Annotated in this window: 20 protein-coding genes and 1 tRNA gene; 17 read left to right on the top strand and 4 right to left on the bottom strand. The window is 68.5% G+C overall.

Annotated features, from left to right (window positions below; translation table 11 throughout):
* Positions 1 to 656: 656 nt before the first annotated feature.
* Positions 657 to 914 (top strand): hypothetical protein, encoded by a 258-nt coding sequence (locus OG994_RS27230; protein WP_328851427.1) that lies wholly within the window; start codon positions 657 to 659, stop codon positions 912 to 914.
* Here the strand turns inward: OG994_RS27230 and OG994_RS27225 are convergent.
* A complete protein-coding gene (locus OG994_RS27225) occupies positions 911 to 1393 on the bottom strand; it encodes a hypothetical protein (RefSeq protein WP_328851426.1) in 483 nt (160 codons plus the stop codon). The genes OG994_RS27230 and OG994_RS27225 overlap by 4 nt on opposite strands.
* Before the next feature lie 208 nt (positions 1394 to 1601).
* On the opposite strand from OG994_RS27225, the gene OG994_RS27220 reads away from it, so the two are divergent.
* Positions 1602 to 2096, top strand: coding sequence for a flavin reductase family protein (locus tag OG994_RS27220; protein WP_328851425.1), 495 nt, complete (start codon positions 1602 to 1604; stop codon positions 2094 to 2096).
* Between the two features lie 31 nt (positions 2097 to 2127).
* On the opposite strand, the gene OG994_RS27215 is transcribed toward OG994_RS27220, so the two are convergent.
* Positions 2128 to 2877, bottom strand: a complete 750-nt coding sequence (locus tag OG994_RS27215; RefSeq protein WP_328851424.1) for a glycosyltransferase family 2 protein — start codon at positions 2875 to 2877, stop codon at positions 2128 to 2130.
* Entirely contained in the window at positions 2874 to 3665 is a 792-nt protein-coding gene (locus OG994_RS27210; protein ID WP_328851423.1) for a GntR family transcriptional regulator, read from the bottom strand. The genes OG994_RS27215 and OG994_RS27210 overlap by 4 nt, the downstream gene beginning before the upstream one ends.
* Before the next feature lie 155 nt (positions 3666 to 3820).
* On the opposite strand from OG994_RS27210, the gene OG994_RS27205 reads away from it, so the two are divergent.
* From OG994_RS27205 to OG994_RS27140, 14 genes are all read left to right on the top strand, one after another.
* Positions 3821 to 4141 carry a hypothetical protein gene (locus OG994_RS27205; RefSeq protein WP_328851422.1) on the top strand — a complete coding sequence of 107 codons (321 nt, stop codon included), beginning with the start codon at positions 3821 to 3823 and terminating at the stop codon, positions 4139 to 4141.
* Between the two features lie 291 nt (positions 4142 to 4432).
* Positions 4433 to 5320 carry a hypothetical protein gene (locus OG994_RS27200; RefSeq protein ID WP_328853808.1) on the top strand — a complete coding sequence of 296 codons (888 nt, stop codon included), beginning with the start codon at positions 4433 to 4435 and terminating at the stop codon, positions 5318 to 5320.
* Positions 5321 to 5323: 3 nt separating this feature from the next.
* Entirely contained in the window at positions 5324 to 5473 is a 150-nt protein-coding gene (locus OG994_RS27195; protein ID WP_328851421.1) for a hypothetical protein, read from the top strand.
* An 87-nt stretch (positions 5474 to 5560) separates the two neighbouring features.
* Entirely contained in the window at positions 5561 to 6430 is an 870-nt protein-coding gene (locus tag OG994_RS27190; RefSeq protein ID WP_328851420.1) for an FtsK/SpoIIIE domain-containing protein, read from the top strand.
* On the top strand, positions 6427 to 6636 hold the full coding sequence (locus OG994_RS27185) for a hypothetical protein (protein WP_328851419.1): 210 nt from the start codon (positions 6427 to 6429) through the stop codon (positions 6634 to 6636). Before OG994_RS27190 ends, OG994_RS27185 begins: the two co-directional genes overlap by 4 nt.
* 85 nt (positions 6637 to 6721) lie before the next feature.
* A complete protein-coding gene (locus OG994_RS27180; RefSeq protein WP_328851418.1) occupies positions 6722 to 7159 on the top strand; it encodes a DUF6197 family protein in 438 nt (145 codons plus the stop codon).
* Positions 7159 to 7461: a hypothetical protein gene (locus OG994_RS27175; RefSeq protein ID WP_328851417.1), complete on the top strand. Its 303-nt coding sequence runs from the start codon at positions 7159 to 7161 to the stop codon at positions 7459 to 7461. The genes OG994_RS27180 and OG994_RS27175 overlap by 1 nt, the downstream gene beginning before the upstream one ends.
* 5 nt (positions 7462 to 7466) lie before the next feature.
* Complete coding sequence (locus OG994_RS27170) at positions 7467 to 7862, top strand: RRQRL motif-containing zinc-binding protein (protein WP_328853807.1); 396 nt, start codon at positions 7467 to 7469, stop codon at positions 7860 to 7862.
* Complete coding sequence (locus tag OG994_RS27165) at positions 7859 to 8149, top strand: hypothetical protein (RefSeq protein WP_328851416.1); 291 nt, start codon at positions 7859 to 7861, stop codon at positions 8147 to 8149. The genes OG994_RS27170 and OG994_RS27165 overlap by 4 nt, the downstream gene beginning before the upstream one ends.
* Positions 8136 to 8972: a DUF2637 domain-containing protein gene (locus OG994_RS27160; RefSeq protein WP_328851415.1), complete on the top strand. Its 837-nt coding sequence runs from the start codon at positions 8136 to 8138 to the stop codon at positions 8970 to 8972. Before OG994_RS27165 ends, OG994_RS27160 begins: the two co-directional genes overlap by 14 nt.
* Entirely contained in the window at positions 8969 to 9238 is a 270-nt protein-coding gene (locus tag OG994_RS27155) for a hypothetical protein (RefSeq protein WP_328851414.1), read from the top strand. The genes OG994_RS27160 and OG994_RS27155 overlap by 4 nt, the downstream gene beginning before the upstream one ends.
* Positions 9238 to 11022, top strand: coding sequence for a replication initiator (locus OG994_RS27150; protein WP_328851413.1), 1785 nt, complete (start codon positions 9238 to 9240; stop codon positions 11020 to 11022). The genes OG994_RS27155 and OG994_RS27150 overlap by 1 nt, the downstream gene beginning before the upstream one ends.
* Before the next feature lie 33 nt (positions 11023 to 11055).
* Positions 11056 to 11256, top strand: a complete 201-nt coding sequence (locus OG994_RS27145) for a helix-turn-helix domain-containing protein (protein ID WP_328851412.1) — start codon at positions 11056 to 11058, stop codon at positions 11254 to 11256.
* Positions 11256 to 12497 (top strand): tyrosine-type recombinase/integrase, encoded by a 1242-nt coding sequence (locus OG994_RS27140; protein ID WP_328851411.1) that lies wholly within the window; start codon positions 11256 to 11258, stop codon positions 12495 to 12497. The genes OG994_RS27145 and OG994_RS27140 overlap by 1 nt, the downstream gene beginning before the upstream one ends.
* A 73-nt stretch (positions 12498 to 12570) precedes the next feature.
* Here OG994_RS27140 and OG994_RS27135 read toward each other — a convergent pair.
* Positions 12571 to 12647, bottom strand: a tRNA-Thr gene (locus tag OG994_RS27135).
* 350 nt (positions 12648 to 12997) lie between these two features.
* On the opposite strand from OG994_RS27135, the gene OG994_RS27130 reads away from it, so the two are divergent.
* A complete protein-coding gene (locus OG994_RS27130) occupies positions 12998 to 14089 on the top strand; it encodes an ABC transporter ATP-binding protein (protein ID WP_328851410.1) in 1092 nt (363 codons plus the stop codon).
* Positions 14090 to 14121: the final 32 nt, after the last annotated feature.

Here is a 14121-nt window from a genome sequence, read left to right as displayed (position 1 = left end):
GCAGGGCCGTCGCGAAGCGATGCGAAGCACCCTTGCTCGCCGAGACGCTTGCAGACGAGACAGCTTGCCCGGTCACTGCAACACCGGGCCATCCCGTCGGCCATCGACCCGCCCTCTTGGGGAGCGGGCCGCCGCCCGGCCCGCCACATCAAGCGGACCTTGACGCAGGTTCGGACGCTGGCGGGTCGGGCGGTGGTCTGCTCGGCTCGCCCGGGTCGAGGGCAGGCGGGATGGCCACCGCAACCACCCACGGACCGTGACCCGCCGACGGAGCCCCGGCCATCCTGGAGCCGGAGCGCCCCCGCCGGAGGCGCACTAACCGCAACCCCGCGACCGCCGCCAACTCGCCGACGCGGCCGACGTGCCCTCCCCTAAGCCGCGCGGGCTGCTGGCCGCGCGGCCCGGCCGGCTGCCGGCCCACCACCTCCCCGGTCAACAGTCTGTCGTTCTGCGGCGGCCCTCCGGGCTCCCCGCTCTCCGCGCCAGCCGCCGGGCATCCGGCGTGACGGCCGCAAAGCGACAGCGGCAGCGGCCGGCGCGCGCCCAGGCGGCGGCGCGTGCGGCCCGTTGCGGGCCGCCTTGAAGACGTACAGAAACTTTGAACACATCGCCGGCTGCCGGTCGGCTCGTACGTGTGTACGACTACTCTCCTTCGGGTGGAGGTACGTGGTCGATGGTGGAACGGGAGTTGGGGCCGCTTGGCCCGACGGGACATCTGGCTGACTTCCGACGGCCGGCTCTGGCGGGTTCGCGGCCGCCTCGGCGGTGATGGAGGGCGCGAGATCATCCACGACTTCAACGACGAGGGATCCGCGCGGGCAATGGTCGACCGGATGATGAAAGCCTCGGCCGGCACGTGGCGTGATCTCACGGAGGCGATGCGGCAGGAGTCCAACCGCCGGCGCAGTGACTAACCTTGCCCGCCGCATGCATCTGCCCGGACGTGTACACCGCACCATGGCGGCAGGTTCGCCGCCCACACCCGCCAGCCGCCGTCGTCCCGCCGGGCCTCGAACCGCCACGGCTGTTCGGTGCCGTTGAGAATCGTCTGACCCCTCCACCAGATCGCCCTGACGTGCACCGTCACCGTCGCCCGGCCTTCGCCCTGGCTGTCGACGTCGATCGGTCCAACCGTCCCAAGCTTCGACGGCACCTCGCCACGCTGCATCTCGCCGCGGTAGTGGCGCCACTGCCGCAGCAGTTCGTCATGGTGCCTCGCGGCCAGCACCCGTGACAGCCCCAACTCCTCGCCGCTGCTCATCTGGAGCACATACACGTTCACCGCAGCGTCCGGGCTGGCTTCACCGCGCTCTGCCTCGGCCTGCTTCAGAACAGCCCACGACACCGGAACGGCGACGATCCCTGTACACAGCACCGCGACAAGCGAGAGCACTACCCATGGCCAGTGACGCGGTGAGCGGACAAGTGCCGGCTTGCGGGCCGCCCGACGATGCGGCAGAGCCGATCCCTCCCCTGGTCCCATGTACGGCAACATATGCCGATCTTGGCTTTCCATCTACAGCCAGCGACCGACTCGGCCTGTCGAGCGACCAATTCGGTTCGTACTTACGATGACGGCACCGTCTCAGTAGGAGGCACTCATGGGTAAGCGCGGTGACCTCTATCCGTTCCTAGACGGGCTGGACAGCCCGATGTTCGTCGTCACCACCGTCGACCCAAGATCGGGTGAGCGTGCGGGCTGCTTGGTGGGCTTCGCCTCGCAGTGCAGTATCGAACCCGACCGGTTCGTGGTGTGGCTGTCGCAGAACAATCACACGTACCGGGTCGCCATGAACGCTGAACTCCTGGCCGTACATAGTCTGGCTGACGATCAGCGTGATCTCGCTGAGCTGTTCGGCGGCCGGACCGGTGATGAGGTGGACAAGTTCGACCGGTGCGCGTGGCAACCGGGCGCATCGGGCGTTCCGATCATCGACGACTGCCCCCGCCGGTTCGTCGGCAAGATCCTCGACCGGGCTGTGTGGGGCAATCACACGGGGTTCCTACTCGAACCCCTGTGGGCTGCCGGTGAGCCTGGCCCGCCACCGCTGATGTTCTCCGCCGTCGCGGACCTGAGCGCCGGCCACGAGGCCTAGAACTCATGCTTCTCGATCAGTCCAGGTACGGTTAGCGCTGTTGCCAGAGGCGTTGAAGCGCGAGAGCGCGTGCCTCGATCAGCCGCATACGAGGCATCCACTCGCTCGGTTCGGTCCAGTCGGCCTGGCCGGTGATCTGGTCCGGGTGCTTCCGGTACAGCAAGCCTGATTCGGTGATGAAGAATCCGTCCGCAACCACGGAGGCCGCGAGCAACAAGCCGGTGTCTTCGCCGCCGGGCAAGGCCATCCACCCACCCAACGCGAAAGCTAGCTCTCGCCGAATGCACAGGGTTGCCGGATGCACTGGTAGCCGGTAGCTGTTCTGCTGGAAGTAGTTGAGCACATCGGTCCGTCGCAGCTTCCCTCCGGGCGGGTCCGCGTGCTGCCACCCGACAGTTGATCCGTCCGGCATCAGGTCAAGGACACTCGATGTCGTCCAGCCAACATCCGGGTGGCTAGTAAGGGCATCGATCTCGCGTGCCAGAGCGCCAGGGGTGAGCTGGTCGTCGGCATCGAGAACGCGCAAGAGAGCACCATCACTACGGGCCATGGCCATGTTGCGAGCGACGGCAGGACCGCCCGGCTTGCCGGTCGCAACGAAGATGCGGGAGTCAGCGGGCAAGGCAGCCGCTACGGCACCAGTGCGGCCGTCCTCCTGGACCAGCCATTGCCAGTCCCAACCCTCTGGCAGCTCCTGGGAGCGCAGTGATTCGTACGAGTCGGCGAGGTAGGGGATGCTAGGCCCGTGTACAGGTGTGATGACCGAGATCAGTCTTCTCACTCCGACCACCGCGCCAGCTTCGTCGTGTAGACGAATTCGGTTCGGTCGCCCGGGAGAACAACGTTCGAGACCTCAACCACGCAGTCGTTGGTGTCGATGGAGATCTTCCGGAGAATGAGCACCGACACTCCAGGCGGCAGGCTCAACGCCTCCGCTTCCTCGGGTCGGGGTGGCCGGGCGGTGATCTCGTCAACGATCCGGTCAAGCTCAATGCCGATGGTGAGTAGCTGGTGCTGAGTGCCGCCCGGCCATGGTTCGTTGTGTGCGTCGAGCAGAGCCGGATTCTCCGCGGCCACGTCATAGACCATGTACGAGGTGTTGAGGCTCAGCGGGACCCTTTCTCGCCGGGAGCCGGTCCGGTAGATGCGTTGCAGCATCTTCGCGCCTACCGGAACGCCGAACGTGCGTGCCAGCTCGGCGCTCGCCGGCACGGTGCGGTACTCCGCCGAGAACTCCAAGTCCTGCATGGTCAAGCCAGTGTCGCGCTCCGTCGCACCCGTCCGGCGCCGCTGGGATTCAGGCAGTCGCGCGCGGTCTTTCTCCCATTGGTACCTCTCGGGCGAGCGCCGCACAGGCTGACGTGGTGCTCGGACGAAGGTGCCTCGTCCGTGTAGGCGGTCCACGAGCCCTTCGGCTTCCAAGGTGTCCAGGGCTTGGCGGACAACCGGCAGGCTCACGCCGTACTCAGCCTTCAACGCCTGCTCGTTCGGCAGCTTGATGCCCGGCTGGAGTTCACCGGAGTGGATCTTCTCTCGCCAGTCTGCGGCGATCCGCTCCCATTTGGCCACGTCCCAACCCCTCCTCATGTCGCCCACCAGTTTAGGTCTTCATGAAGTCTTGACGCATCGAACAACTGCAACCTATGGTGTTCATGTCTTCATGAAGACATGAAGACTACGGAAGCGCACCGACATGCGGTGCCCCGAATGACAGGAGACAGCCCGTGAAGCTGTACGTGGACACCACGCGCAAGCAGGTGACGGCGTCGAGGGACCCGGAGCCGAAGAACGACCAGAACGGTCAGCAGAAGTCCGAGAAGAACACGGGCCGGCCCATGTGGTCCACCCAGGTCTTCGTTCTCGACGAGACGGGCGGCGAGGTCATCACCATCACCACGGCGGGTGAGAAGCCGGCGGTGAAGGTGGGTGACTTCGTCGAGGTCGAGCAGTTGGAGGCCATTCCGTGGGCGACCAACGGGCGTAACGGCGTCGCGTTCCGGGCGGTGTCGCTGAAGCCGAAGACTGGCACGTCGGCTGGCAAGTAGGTCTCTTCGCACGTCGTGCTGTGTGAGCCGCTGGTGTCCGTGGCTCGCTGAAGCGGCCTGACTGGTCCGCTGACCAACCTCTGAACGGTCCGGGAGTGTTCCTGACTCCTACGCTCCCGGCCTGGTCGCCACCGGCGGTGGTGACGAAAGGAAATTGGCCCGGGGTCGGTACTGACTCCTACATCTGCCGACCCCGGTGCCATCCACTCATCCGATCCCAACTCGCGATTGGGAGGACTCGTCGTGTCCAAGTCTAGCCCTCGCCGGTTCGCCGGCAAGTCAACCGGAACGGTGACGGTCATCGAGGCCAAGGTTCACCGTTCCTCCGCCCGCAACGCCAAAGTGGCGTTCATCCTGACGGCGGTCATCGTCGGCGTTCTGTCCGCCGTGGTGGCCGCCGCGTACTGGCACCCGATCGTGGCTCTGATCGTGGGTGCCCTGATCGGCGTCCCGTGCGGTGCGGCCGTCTGGCTGCTCGTCCGCGTCTGGCCGGTCCTTCGCCTGCTGTGGTGGTGGACGACCGAAATTGTTTTGGCGGTGCTGCTGCTGACCGGCTGGGTGCAGCTGGCCAACCACACCTCGACCGTGGTGATGCTGCTCGTCGTCGCCCTGGTCGTCGGCGTCCCCGCCGCCATCCCGGCGGTTCGCCGTCAGGTGATCGCCTGGGCGTGGTGCCTGGTCGTGCGGCACCGGCTGCGCGTGTGCTTCGCACAGTTCATCATCGCCAACCAGTCCGGCAGCCTGCCGCTGATCCTGTGGGCGCGTCCCACGCCGGTCGGTGAGCGGGTCTGGGTGTACCTGCGGCCTGGCTTGTCGGCCAAGGACCTGGAATCCCGCCTCGACAAGATCGCCGTGACCTGTCACGCCTCCACCGTGCTCATCGAGCGCGCTTCGGAGACCAACGCCGCGTATCTGCGGTTCGACATCAAGCGCCGTGAGGTGCTCACCGCCCACGTGGGCTCCCCGTTGGTCGACGCCATCGACCGGAACGCGCCCGTCTCGGCGTCGCCGTTGACGGTGCCCACCGCCCTGGACCTGCCGGACGTCGACGCGCCGACGATCACCCTCCCGGCCCAGGGCAAGCCCGCCGGCAAGAAGCCGCCGGCCAGCACGGCCAACGGCAGCAAGCCCGCGGCTGCGTCCTCGACGCCTGAGGACGACGTGTCGGACTGGATCTGACCCATGACGCAGATCGAGTACGACGAGGCCACCGACGGCTTCTACTTCCACTGCTACGCCTGCGGCCGCGACGGCCGGTCGTGGGACTACCGCCGTGACGCCGAGCTCGACGCCGACAGGCACGACGAGCAGCACGACGACGGCGTGATCTGACCCCAACCAACCCCGGGACGCGAGGAGCCCTACGGGCTCGTTCGTGTGGCTCCTCGCGCCCACCAACCCGCCCAAAGGGAGGGCACCATGACAGCCACATCATCCGCCCCCGCTGCTGGGGTGCCGGTGGGTCCTGGCCTGTCGATGTTCGACCCGATCTTCATCGGCATCGACGAGTTCGGCCAGCCCGTCTACCTGGACGTCATCTACCGCAACATCCTCATCGCCGGAGAACCGGGCGGCGGTAAGTCCGGCCTGGTCAACAACATCTGCGGCCACGGCGCGCTGTGCGACAACACCCGCCTCGTGCTCTTCGACGCCAAACTCGTCGAACTCGGCCCCTGGCGCGACCTGGCCGACGCGTTCATCGGCCCCGACATCGACCAGGGCATCGAGGTGCTACGTCGCCTCCTGGTCGTCGCCACCAACCGCTACACCTGGCTGCTGGCCAACCGGCGCCGCAAGCTCGCCCCCGGCGACGGCATGTCGGTCATCGTCACCATCATCGACGAACTCGCCATGTACTCCACCGTCCTGGGCACCAAAGCCCAGCAGGAAGAGTTCTCGTCCCTCCTCCGGGGCCTTGTGTCGCTCGGCCGGGCCTGTGGCATGCCCGTCGTCGCCGCCACCCAACGGCCGTCCTGGGACATCATCCCCGCCAGCCTGCGGGACCTGTTCGGCTACCGGGCCGCGTTCCGCTGCACCTCGCTGAACAGCTCGAACATCATCCTCGGCCAAGGCTGGGCCGAGCAGGGCTACACCGCCTCCGACATCTCACCCACCAACCAGGGCGCGGCCTACCTCCTCGCCGAAGGCGGCGTTCCCCGCCGCATCAAGGCCGCCTACCTCACCGACACCGACATCTACAACATCGCCGACTACGCCGCCTGGACCCGTCGCCCCGCCGGCACCAGCACCCCGGCTGGCAGCCCCACCGACTGGGAGGCCGTGGCATGACCACCCGCGAACGGGCCTACGCCAAGGCCAACAACCAACGCGCCGCCCAATACACCGAGATGTGGATCGTCGGCACCCCGGACGATCTGGCCGTGATGATCCACGTCGCCAGCCGTACCGGCCGGCTCGTCTACGTCTCCGCCCCGCACCAGATGGGGCCGGAGGACACCCGTCACCGCCGCTACCTGCGGCTTCGCTCCAACTAAATCGGCCGACAGGACCAGACGACGCCTGGCAGCAGAGCTGGTCCTGCCGACCTCCCACCAACAGCCCCGAAAGGACGTGGCTGCCATGAAGGCTACCCAGAAACCGCCCACCACCGCGCAAGTCACCACTGCTGACCTGCTGCGGATGGCTGCCCTCTACCTGCGCCGGCACGGCTGGCACCAGGGCACCTACTACGACACCACCATCGACACCCCGACCCCGCCGGCGTGTGCCGCCGGGGCCATCGGCATCGCGTGTGCCGGCCACACCGTGGAGCACTTCTCCCAGCTCGACGGCGACGCCCTCGCCGACTACCTCGCCGCGCTCGCCGCGTTCGTCGATTACCTCGACATCCACTACCCGCTGTTCCTCGTCGACGAGGACGGCTACGTCATCGACGAACACACCTCGCCCTACTCCTGGAACGACGACCCGCTCTGCACCGCAGAGCAGGTGATCGCGGCCCTTGAGGGTGCCGCGAAGGAGTGGGACCGCCTCCACACGCAGGGAGGCGAGAACTGATGTTCACCGTCAAGGCGTCCTTGACGCACACCCCTATTCGGCGCAAGCGGCGTGAGGTCGTCGAGAACGACGAGTTCGCCGCGTTCGCCCGCCGGATCATCCGCGCCCACGGCCGACGCGTCGCCGCTGGTGACGTGGAAGCCCTCCGCGACCTGGTCGCTCTCTCCTCGGCCATTGACGACGCGATCGGTGAGGCCGTGATCGGGCTGCGGGCCTTCGGCTACTCGTGGGCGGAGATCGGCCAACGGCTCGGCATCAGCAAGCAAGCCGCCCAGCAGCGGTGGGGCGGTGAGAAGCCGTGACTGACCTGCGCGCCGTCGACCTCGACACGCTCGCCGACCGCACCGGTATCCGGGGCGAGTTCTACGACCCGGCCGGCACCCGCTACGGGTTTCCCACCTTCCCCTACCAGGCCGCCCCCAACGGGCTGGCCACCCGCCGGCAACTGCGTGCCGCCGGCCTGCGCCCCGGCGGTCACGACCCGGTCGCCCAGATCCTCTGGCGACGCGGCAAGCGCGTCGCCTACCTCTACCGCCTCGACCTCGCCGCACCCAAACGGGTTGCTACCCCGGCCCAGCGCGAGGCCATCGCCAAGGCCCTTCGGGCTCGCCGTACCTGCCGCCTGTGCGGCCTGGTGCAGGCCTACTACATCCCCCGCCGCTACGGCTGCTGCCTCGACTGCCACGAAGGGAGCCCATCGTGAGCTTCAACCTGTCTGACCCGTGCCTGTGGTGCATCGAGGGCGTCGCCCCTGATGGCGTTCACGACGTCCTCGGCCCGGTCTACAAGCTGTGCCGCGCCTGCCTGAAGGTCTGCCCGACCTGCGAAGGCGAGGGCCTGTACCCGGCCGCACCGACCTGCCTGTCCTGCCTGCTTGACAGGCTCGCCGCTCTCGGCTTGTCCCCGCTGTTCTGCCTCGGCTGCTCCGGCGTCATCGACCTGGTCGACCTCGACACCAAGCCGGAGGTGACTCCTCATGGCCGGCACTGATCCGAGCACTGTCACTGAACAGTTCGCTGCCGAGTACGCCCGCAACGCCGTGCCCACCATGCTCAAGGCGATTGCGTCCATCAAGCGTTACAACCGGTTCGTTCTGCTCGGCGCACTGGCGACCAGCTACCTGCACCAGGCCCACTACCTGTGGACCCAGAACGCCGGCTACTTCGCCTACCTGGTGCCGCTGATCTTCGACGCCGCGATGGTGTCGATGCTGACCGTCGTCCGCACCTCCGGCATCGCCCGCGACGCCAAACGGGGCGCGTTGGTTGTCTTCTCCGGTGCCGCCCTGTTGTCGGCCACCATCAACTTCGCCTCACCCGGCAGCCTCGGCCTGCGGCTGGTCTTCGCCCTGGTCGTCGTCCTCGTCATCGGCGTCGAACTCGTCGCCGGACGCATCCGACCCGACTTCGCCGCCATCGAAGCCGAAGCCGCCGCCCTCCTGACCGCCGCCCGCGACCTGGCCGCCAAGGATGACTCGGCCACCGATCCCACCGACACTCCGGCCACCGCGCCGCCCGTCGACACCGACCCGGCCGCGTCGCCGGCCGTCGACACCCCGCCGGCTACGCCGGCTGTCATCGCCGCGCCCGTCACCCCGGCACCGATCGTCCGGCCGGAAGTGCCGGCGCACCTGGTACCCACCGCCCGCTTCGTCATCGGCCGACACCAGCAGACCAACGGCCGCCCCATCACCGTCGACGAACTCGCCGGCCTGCTCTCGGTCGGCCCGGACATCGCCCGGGAACTCCTGCACACCCTCGCCGGCCACAACCCGGCCGTCAACGGCACCCCCGTCACGGGTGGTGCCCGATGACCATCCACGTCGTCGACACCGAACACGTCACCCACACCTGCCCGGCCTGGCCCGGCGAGCCGCACCCCTACGACACCCGACGCACGGTCATCCACGTCATCCCCGGCGGCCCCTGCCGCACCCCGGTCACCATCCGCTGCGGCCAGGTGACCACCACCATTGCGTGCTATCGGCACGAACCGGCCGACCGCCAGTGCGGCGCCTGCCGGCTCATCGTCACCCAACACACCATCACCACCCGGCACCTCGACGAGGTGCCCGCCTGATGGCGTCGACGCTGGACCTCACACCCCGGACCGCTCTGGCCCGGGGTGTGGGCTCGAACGCCGACACCACCCCCGTCTACGCCTACACCGCCGCCGGCTCCGCCTTCATCCGCGCCACCCAACCGGACTACTTCGGCTGGCTCGACCACGTCCGCGCCGCCGCCGGCTGCACCCGACCGATCCGCCTCGCCGGCCAGCTGCTCACCGTCGACTCCGCCACCGGCCGGGTCCTCGGCCAGAAGCACACCGACGCCATGCCCGACTCGGCCATCTACACCGCCTGCGGCAACCGCCGGTCCAGGGTCTGCCCCTCATGTGCGCAGACCTACCAGCGCGACGCGTTCCAACTCCTGCGCGCCGGCCTGGTCGGCGGCAAGGGCGTGCCCGAGACGGTCGCGCAGCATCCGGCGGTGTTTCCGACGTTCACGGCTCCGTCGTTTGGCCCCGTGCATGCTCGGGTGGTCAAGCGGCACACCTGCGCCAACCGTCGCCGCTGTGACTGCCGCGCCGAGCCGTGCCACGCCCGCCGGGACGTTGGCGTCTGCGACCACGGCCGGCCCGCCGTCTGCTGGGCACGCCATGAGGCCGGGGACGCGGTGCTCGGGCAGCCGTTGTGCCTGGACTGCTACGACCACGACCACCAGGTCGTCTGGAACATCTTCTCCGGCGAGCTCTGGCACCGCACCAAACAAGCCGCGGAACGCCACCTTGCCAAACTCGCCCGCCAACGCGGCATCCCCCGCGTCGAGGTCATTACCGAATTCGGCAACATCCGCAAGGTCCCACCTGTGCGGCTGTCGCCCGGGAAGGTCGCCGAGCTGCAAGCCCGGGGAGCGGTGCACTTCCACGCCATCGCCCGCCTCGACGGCGTCAACGGCCAGGACCCCGACGCCATCGTTCCCCCACCGGCTGGGTTCACCGTGGCTGACCTCGTCGACGCGTTCCGGCACGCCGCCGCCCAGGTCGCTTTCCACACCCCGCCGCACCCCGACCGGCCAGACGGATGGCTCATCGCCTGGGGCGAGCAGCTCGACATCCGCCCCATCAGCACCGGGATCGACGGGGACGTCACTGACGGCATGGTCGCCGGCTACCTTGCCAAGTACGCCACCAAAAGCACCGAGGCCACTGGGCACACCTCCACACGCCTGACTGCGGACACGATCGGCGACTACGCCGACCCCGACGGCGACCACACCGCCCGCCTCATCGACGCCTGCTGGCGCATCGGCCGACCCACCCACACACCCCGGCCCCTCCTCGACCGGCCCCGCGAGCACCGGCCCACACCCGGCTTCGTTCAGCCGTGGCAGTGCCCCGACTGCGGCACCCACACCCGCTACGCCGCCTGCCCCACCTGCACCGCCGACCGTCAAGCCGCCCTTGACGCCCAACCGGCCAGCAGACCCGAACCCGGCCCCTATGCCCGGCTGCGGCGCTGGGCGCACATGCTCGGCTACGGCGGCCACTTCCTCACCAAAGGCCGCCGCTACTCGGTGACGTTTCAACTCCTGCGCGACACCCGCATCGCCTACCGCCGGCACGAGCACCACCACCAGGCCGACGAGCACAGCAGCGGGCTTCGCGCCGTCGAGCACCTCGACGACACCACGCTCGTCGTCGGCACCCTCACCTTCGCCGGCGTCGGCTGGCACACCACCGGAGACGCCCTCCTCGCCAACACCGCCGCCGCCATGGCACGCGAGCGACGAACCGCCGGCCGCGAAGAACTCGCCCACGAACTCGCCACTACCCCGGCCGGCACCTCGTCGGTCGCTGCCTGATCCCTGACTCCGCCGCACGAGGAAGGCCACCAGTTGGACAACACCTCCACCCCGATCACTCCTCGCGTGCTGCGCGTTGAGGAAGCCGCCCGAGCGCTCGGCATCGGCCGCTCGCTTGTCTACAACCTGATCCGCTCCGGCCGGCTGCGCTCCTTCAAGGTCGGCAGCCGCCGCCTCATCCCCGCCGCCGCCATCGACGAAACGATCGCCATGCTCACGGAAGAAGCCGCCTGATGCCCAAACAGCCCAAGCAGCGCCAGTCCACCGCCCGCCGCAACCCCAACGGCGAAGGCTCCATCTACCAGCGCTCCAGCGACGGCCGCTGGGTCGGGCAGGCATACGTGCTCACCACCGACGGCACCCGGAAACGCAAGTTCGTCTACGGGGCCACCTGGGACGAAGCTCACGCCAAGCTCGTCGAGTTGAAATCACGATCACAACGCGGCATACCGGTTCCCGACCGGGCCTGGAAGCTCGCCGACTACCTGCCCTACTGGCTGGCCGCGTACGTCACCGACCTCAAGCCCACGACCGCACGCGGCTACGAAAGCGCCGTCCGGCTTCACCTGATCCCGGCACTCGGCAGCAAGCGCCTCGACGGCTTGCAGGTTCAGCACGTCAAGGCGTTCATGGACGACTTCCGGCGCAAGTGCCTCTGCTGCACCAACGGCTTGGACCAGATCCGTCCGGTTGACCGTCGGTGCTGCTCCGTCGGCCGATGCTGCGAGCGTTACCCGAGCGCCCGGCAGATTCAGTTCGTCCATGCCGTGCTGCGTAACGCGCTTCAACACGCGATGCGGGAGGAGCTGGTGTCGCGCAACGTCGCCAAGCTCGTCCGGGTTCCCTCGCCCCGGTACAAGGTCGGCAAGGGCTTGTCGGTCGACCAGGTGCGCAAGCTCCTTGCCGCCTCCGCCGGCCACCGGCTCCACGCCCTCTACGTCGTGGCGGCCACGATGGGTCTTCGGCGCGGCGAGCTGGTCGGGCTCCGCTGGTCGGACGTCGACCTGGACGAAGGCACCCTGCGGGTCCAGCAGACCGTCCAGCGGGTGGCGGGGAAGCTCCACGTCCTGGACGCCAAGACCGAGGACTCCGAAGCGGTGCTACCGCTGCCCGAGGTCACCTGGCTCACTCTCCTTGAGCACCAGGAGCGCCAGCAAACCGAGCGGGCGGCGCTGGCCGAGGTCTGGGAGGACCACGACCTGGTCTTCCCCTCCGAGCGAGGCACCCCGATGGAGCCGACCAACCTCAGCCGCTCGTTCGCTCGGCTGCGGCACGTCGCCGGCCTGCCCGGTGTTCGCCTGCACGACCTCCGGCACACCGTCGTGTCCCTGCTCATGGAGCTGGGCGTTCCGCCGCACGTCGTCCAAGCCATCGCCCGGCACGCCGACGTCAAGGTCACGCTGAAGGTCTACGCTCACGCCAACCTTGACGCGATGCGTCAGGCCCTCGGCAAGCTCGACGGGTGGCTGTCATGAGGGCGGTTGCTGTCAGCGTTGCTGTCAACCGGCCCTCGCCCACGGATGCCCGCCGCGAATTGCCTGGTGGATTTGGAGCCCCCGGCCGGGATCGAACCGGCGACATCTCGCTTACAAGGCGAGTGCTCTGGCCAGCTGAGCTACAGGGGCGCTGGTGTCGTCGCCAGCATAGCGACTGACGTCCCGTTTTCCCGCTCGGCAGGCCTCCCGAGCACGGGAAACGTCAACATCCCGACGGCTGTCGGGCGCCCGGCGGCCGGCAGCCGCGCCGATTGATGTCCGCCCGTGCCCGCTTGACCGGAATGCGTACCGGCCCGGAGTAGTAAAGATCGCCCCCACCTTGGCAGCGTCAGGAAAGGCGTTTACCGTGCAGTGACACGGACGACACCCCCGGCCGCCCCGCGACCGGTCGCCGCCCGTTGGCCGGCGCGACGTGCGCCGGTCGCTCCTTCACTCGGATCGTCCGGCACGTTCCTGCCGGTGAAAGGAAGCGCACCACCATGGCCACGGTCACCTACGCCAAGGCGTCCCGGATCTACCCGGGCACCGAGCGTCCCGCTGTCAACAAGCTCGACCTCGAGATCGGCGACGGCGAGTTCCTCGTCCTGGTCGGCCCCTCCGGTTGCGGTAAGTCCACGAGCCTGCGGATGCTCGCCGGCCTCGAGGACGTCGACGAGGGTTCCATCTACATCGACCAGCGCGACGTCACCCACCTTCCCCCGAAGTCCCGCGACATCGCGATGGTCTTCCAGAACTACGCCCTCTACCCGCACATGACGGTGTACGAGAACATGGCGTTCGCGCTGAAGCTCCGCAAGACCCCGAAGTCGGAGATCGACCGACGGGTGAAGGAGGCGGCCGGGCTGCTCCAGCTGGAGGAGTTCCTCAACCGCAAGCCGAAGGCCCTCTCCGGTGGTCAGCGCCAGCGGGTGGCCATGGGCCGCGCGATCGTCCGCGAGCCGCAGGTCTTCCTCATGGACGAGCCGCTGTCGAACCTCGACGCCAAGCTCCGCGTGCAGACCCGTACGCAGATCGCGTCGCTGCAGGCCAAGCTCGGTGTCACCACCGTCTACGTCACGCACGACCAGGTCGAGGCCATGACCATGGGCCACCGGGTCGCCGTGCTGCTCGACGGTGAGCTCCAGCAGGTCGACACCCCCCGGGCGCTCTACGACACCCCGGCCAACGTCTTCGTCGCCGGCTTCATGGGCTCCCCCGCCATGAACATCAAGACGGTGCCGCTGACCGAGAAGGGCGCCGAGTTCGCCGAGATGTTCGTGCCGCTGACCCGCGAGCAGGCGGAGGCCGCCAAGGCCGACGGCGGCGACGGCAAGGTGACCGTCGGCTTCCGCCCGGAGGACTGCGACCTGGTCAGCCCGACCGAGGGTGGCCTGCCGATCGTGGTGGAGCTGGTCGAGGACCTCGGCTCCGACGCCAACGTCTACGGCCACGCCGCGCTGGGTGGCGCCTCCGAGCGCTTCGTCGTCCGCACCGACCGCCGGACCATGCCGAACATGGGTGACACCGTGTTCGTCAAGCCGCGCGCCGACCGCACCCACGTGTTCCACGCCGCTACCGGCAAGCGGATCTGACGTACGACGAAAGGGGCGGCCCGCCACGGCGG

The organism is Micromonospora globbae (assembly GCF_036184225.1).
Lineage (GTDB): Bacteria > Actinomycetota > Actinomycetes > Mycobacteriales > Micromonosporaceae > Micromonospora > Micromonospora globbae.
Note: the sequence above shows the minus strand (reverse complement) of the source record. Positions and strands in the feature narration are given on the sequence as shown.

Bases quoted from the DNA above. Each gene is read 5' to 3' on its own strand.
- OG994_RS27220 (WP_328851425.1), top strand. From the start codon at position 1,602: ATGGGTAAGCGCGGTGACCTCTATCCGTTCCTAGACGGGCTGGACAGC.
- OG994_RS27195 (WP_328851421.1), top strand. From the start codon at position 5,324: ATGACGCAGATCGAGTACGACGAGGCCACCGACGGCTTCTACTTCCAC.
- OG994_RS27190 (WP_328851420.1), top strand. From the start codon at position 5,561: ATGACAGCCACATCATCCGCCCCCGCTGCTGGGGTGCCGGTGGGTCCT.
- OG994_RS27185 (WP_328851419.1), top strand. From the start codon at position 6,427: ATGACCACCCGCGAACGGGCCTACGCCAAGGCCAACAACCAACGCGCC.
- OG994_RS27180 (WP_328851418.1), top strand. From the start codon at position 6,722: ATGAAGGCTACCCAGAAACCGCCCACCACCGCGCAAGTCACCACTGCT.
- OG994_RS27175 (WP_328851417.1), top strand. From the start codon at position 7,159: ATGTTCACCGTCAAGGCGTCCTTGACGCACACCCCTATTCGGCGCAAG.
- OG994_RS27160 (WP_328851415.1), top strand. From the start codon at position 8,136: ATGGCCGGCACTGATCCGAGCACTGTCACTGAACAGTTCGCTGCCGAG.
- OG994_RS27155 (WP_328851414.1), top strand. From the start codon at position 8,969: ATGACCATCCACGTCGTCGACACCGAACACGTCACCCACACCTGCCCG.
- OG994_RS27150 (WP_328851413.1), top strand. From the start codon at position 9,238: ATGGCGTCGACGCTGGACCTCACACCCCGGACCGCTCTGGCCCGGGGT.
- OG994_RS27140 (WP_328851411.1), top strand. From the start codon at position 11,256: ATGCCCAAACAGCCCAAGCAGCGCCAGTCCACCGCCCGCCGCAACCCC.
- OG994_RS27130 (WP_328851410.1), top strand. From the start codon at position 12,998: ATGGCCACGGTCACCTACGCCAAGGCGTCCCGGATCTACCCGGGCACC.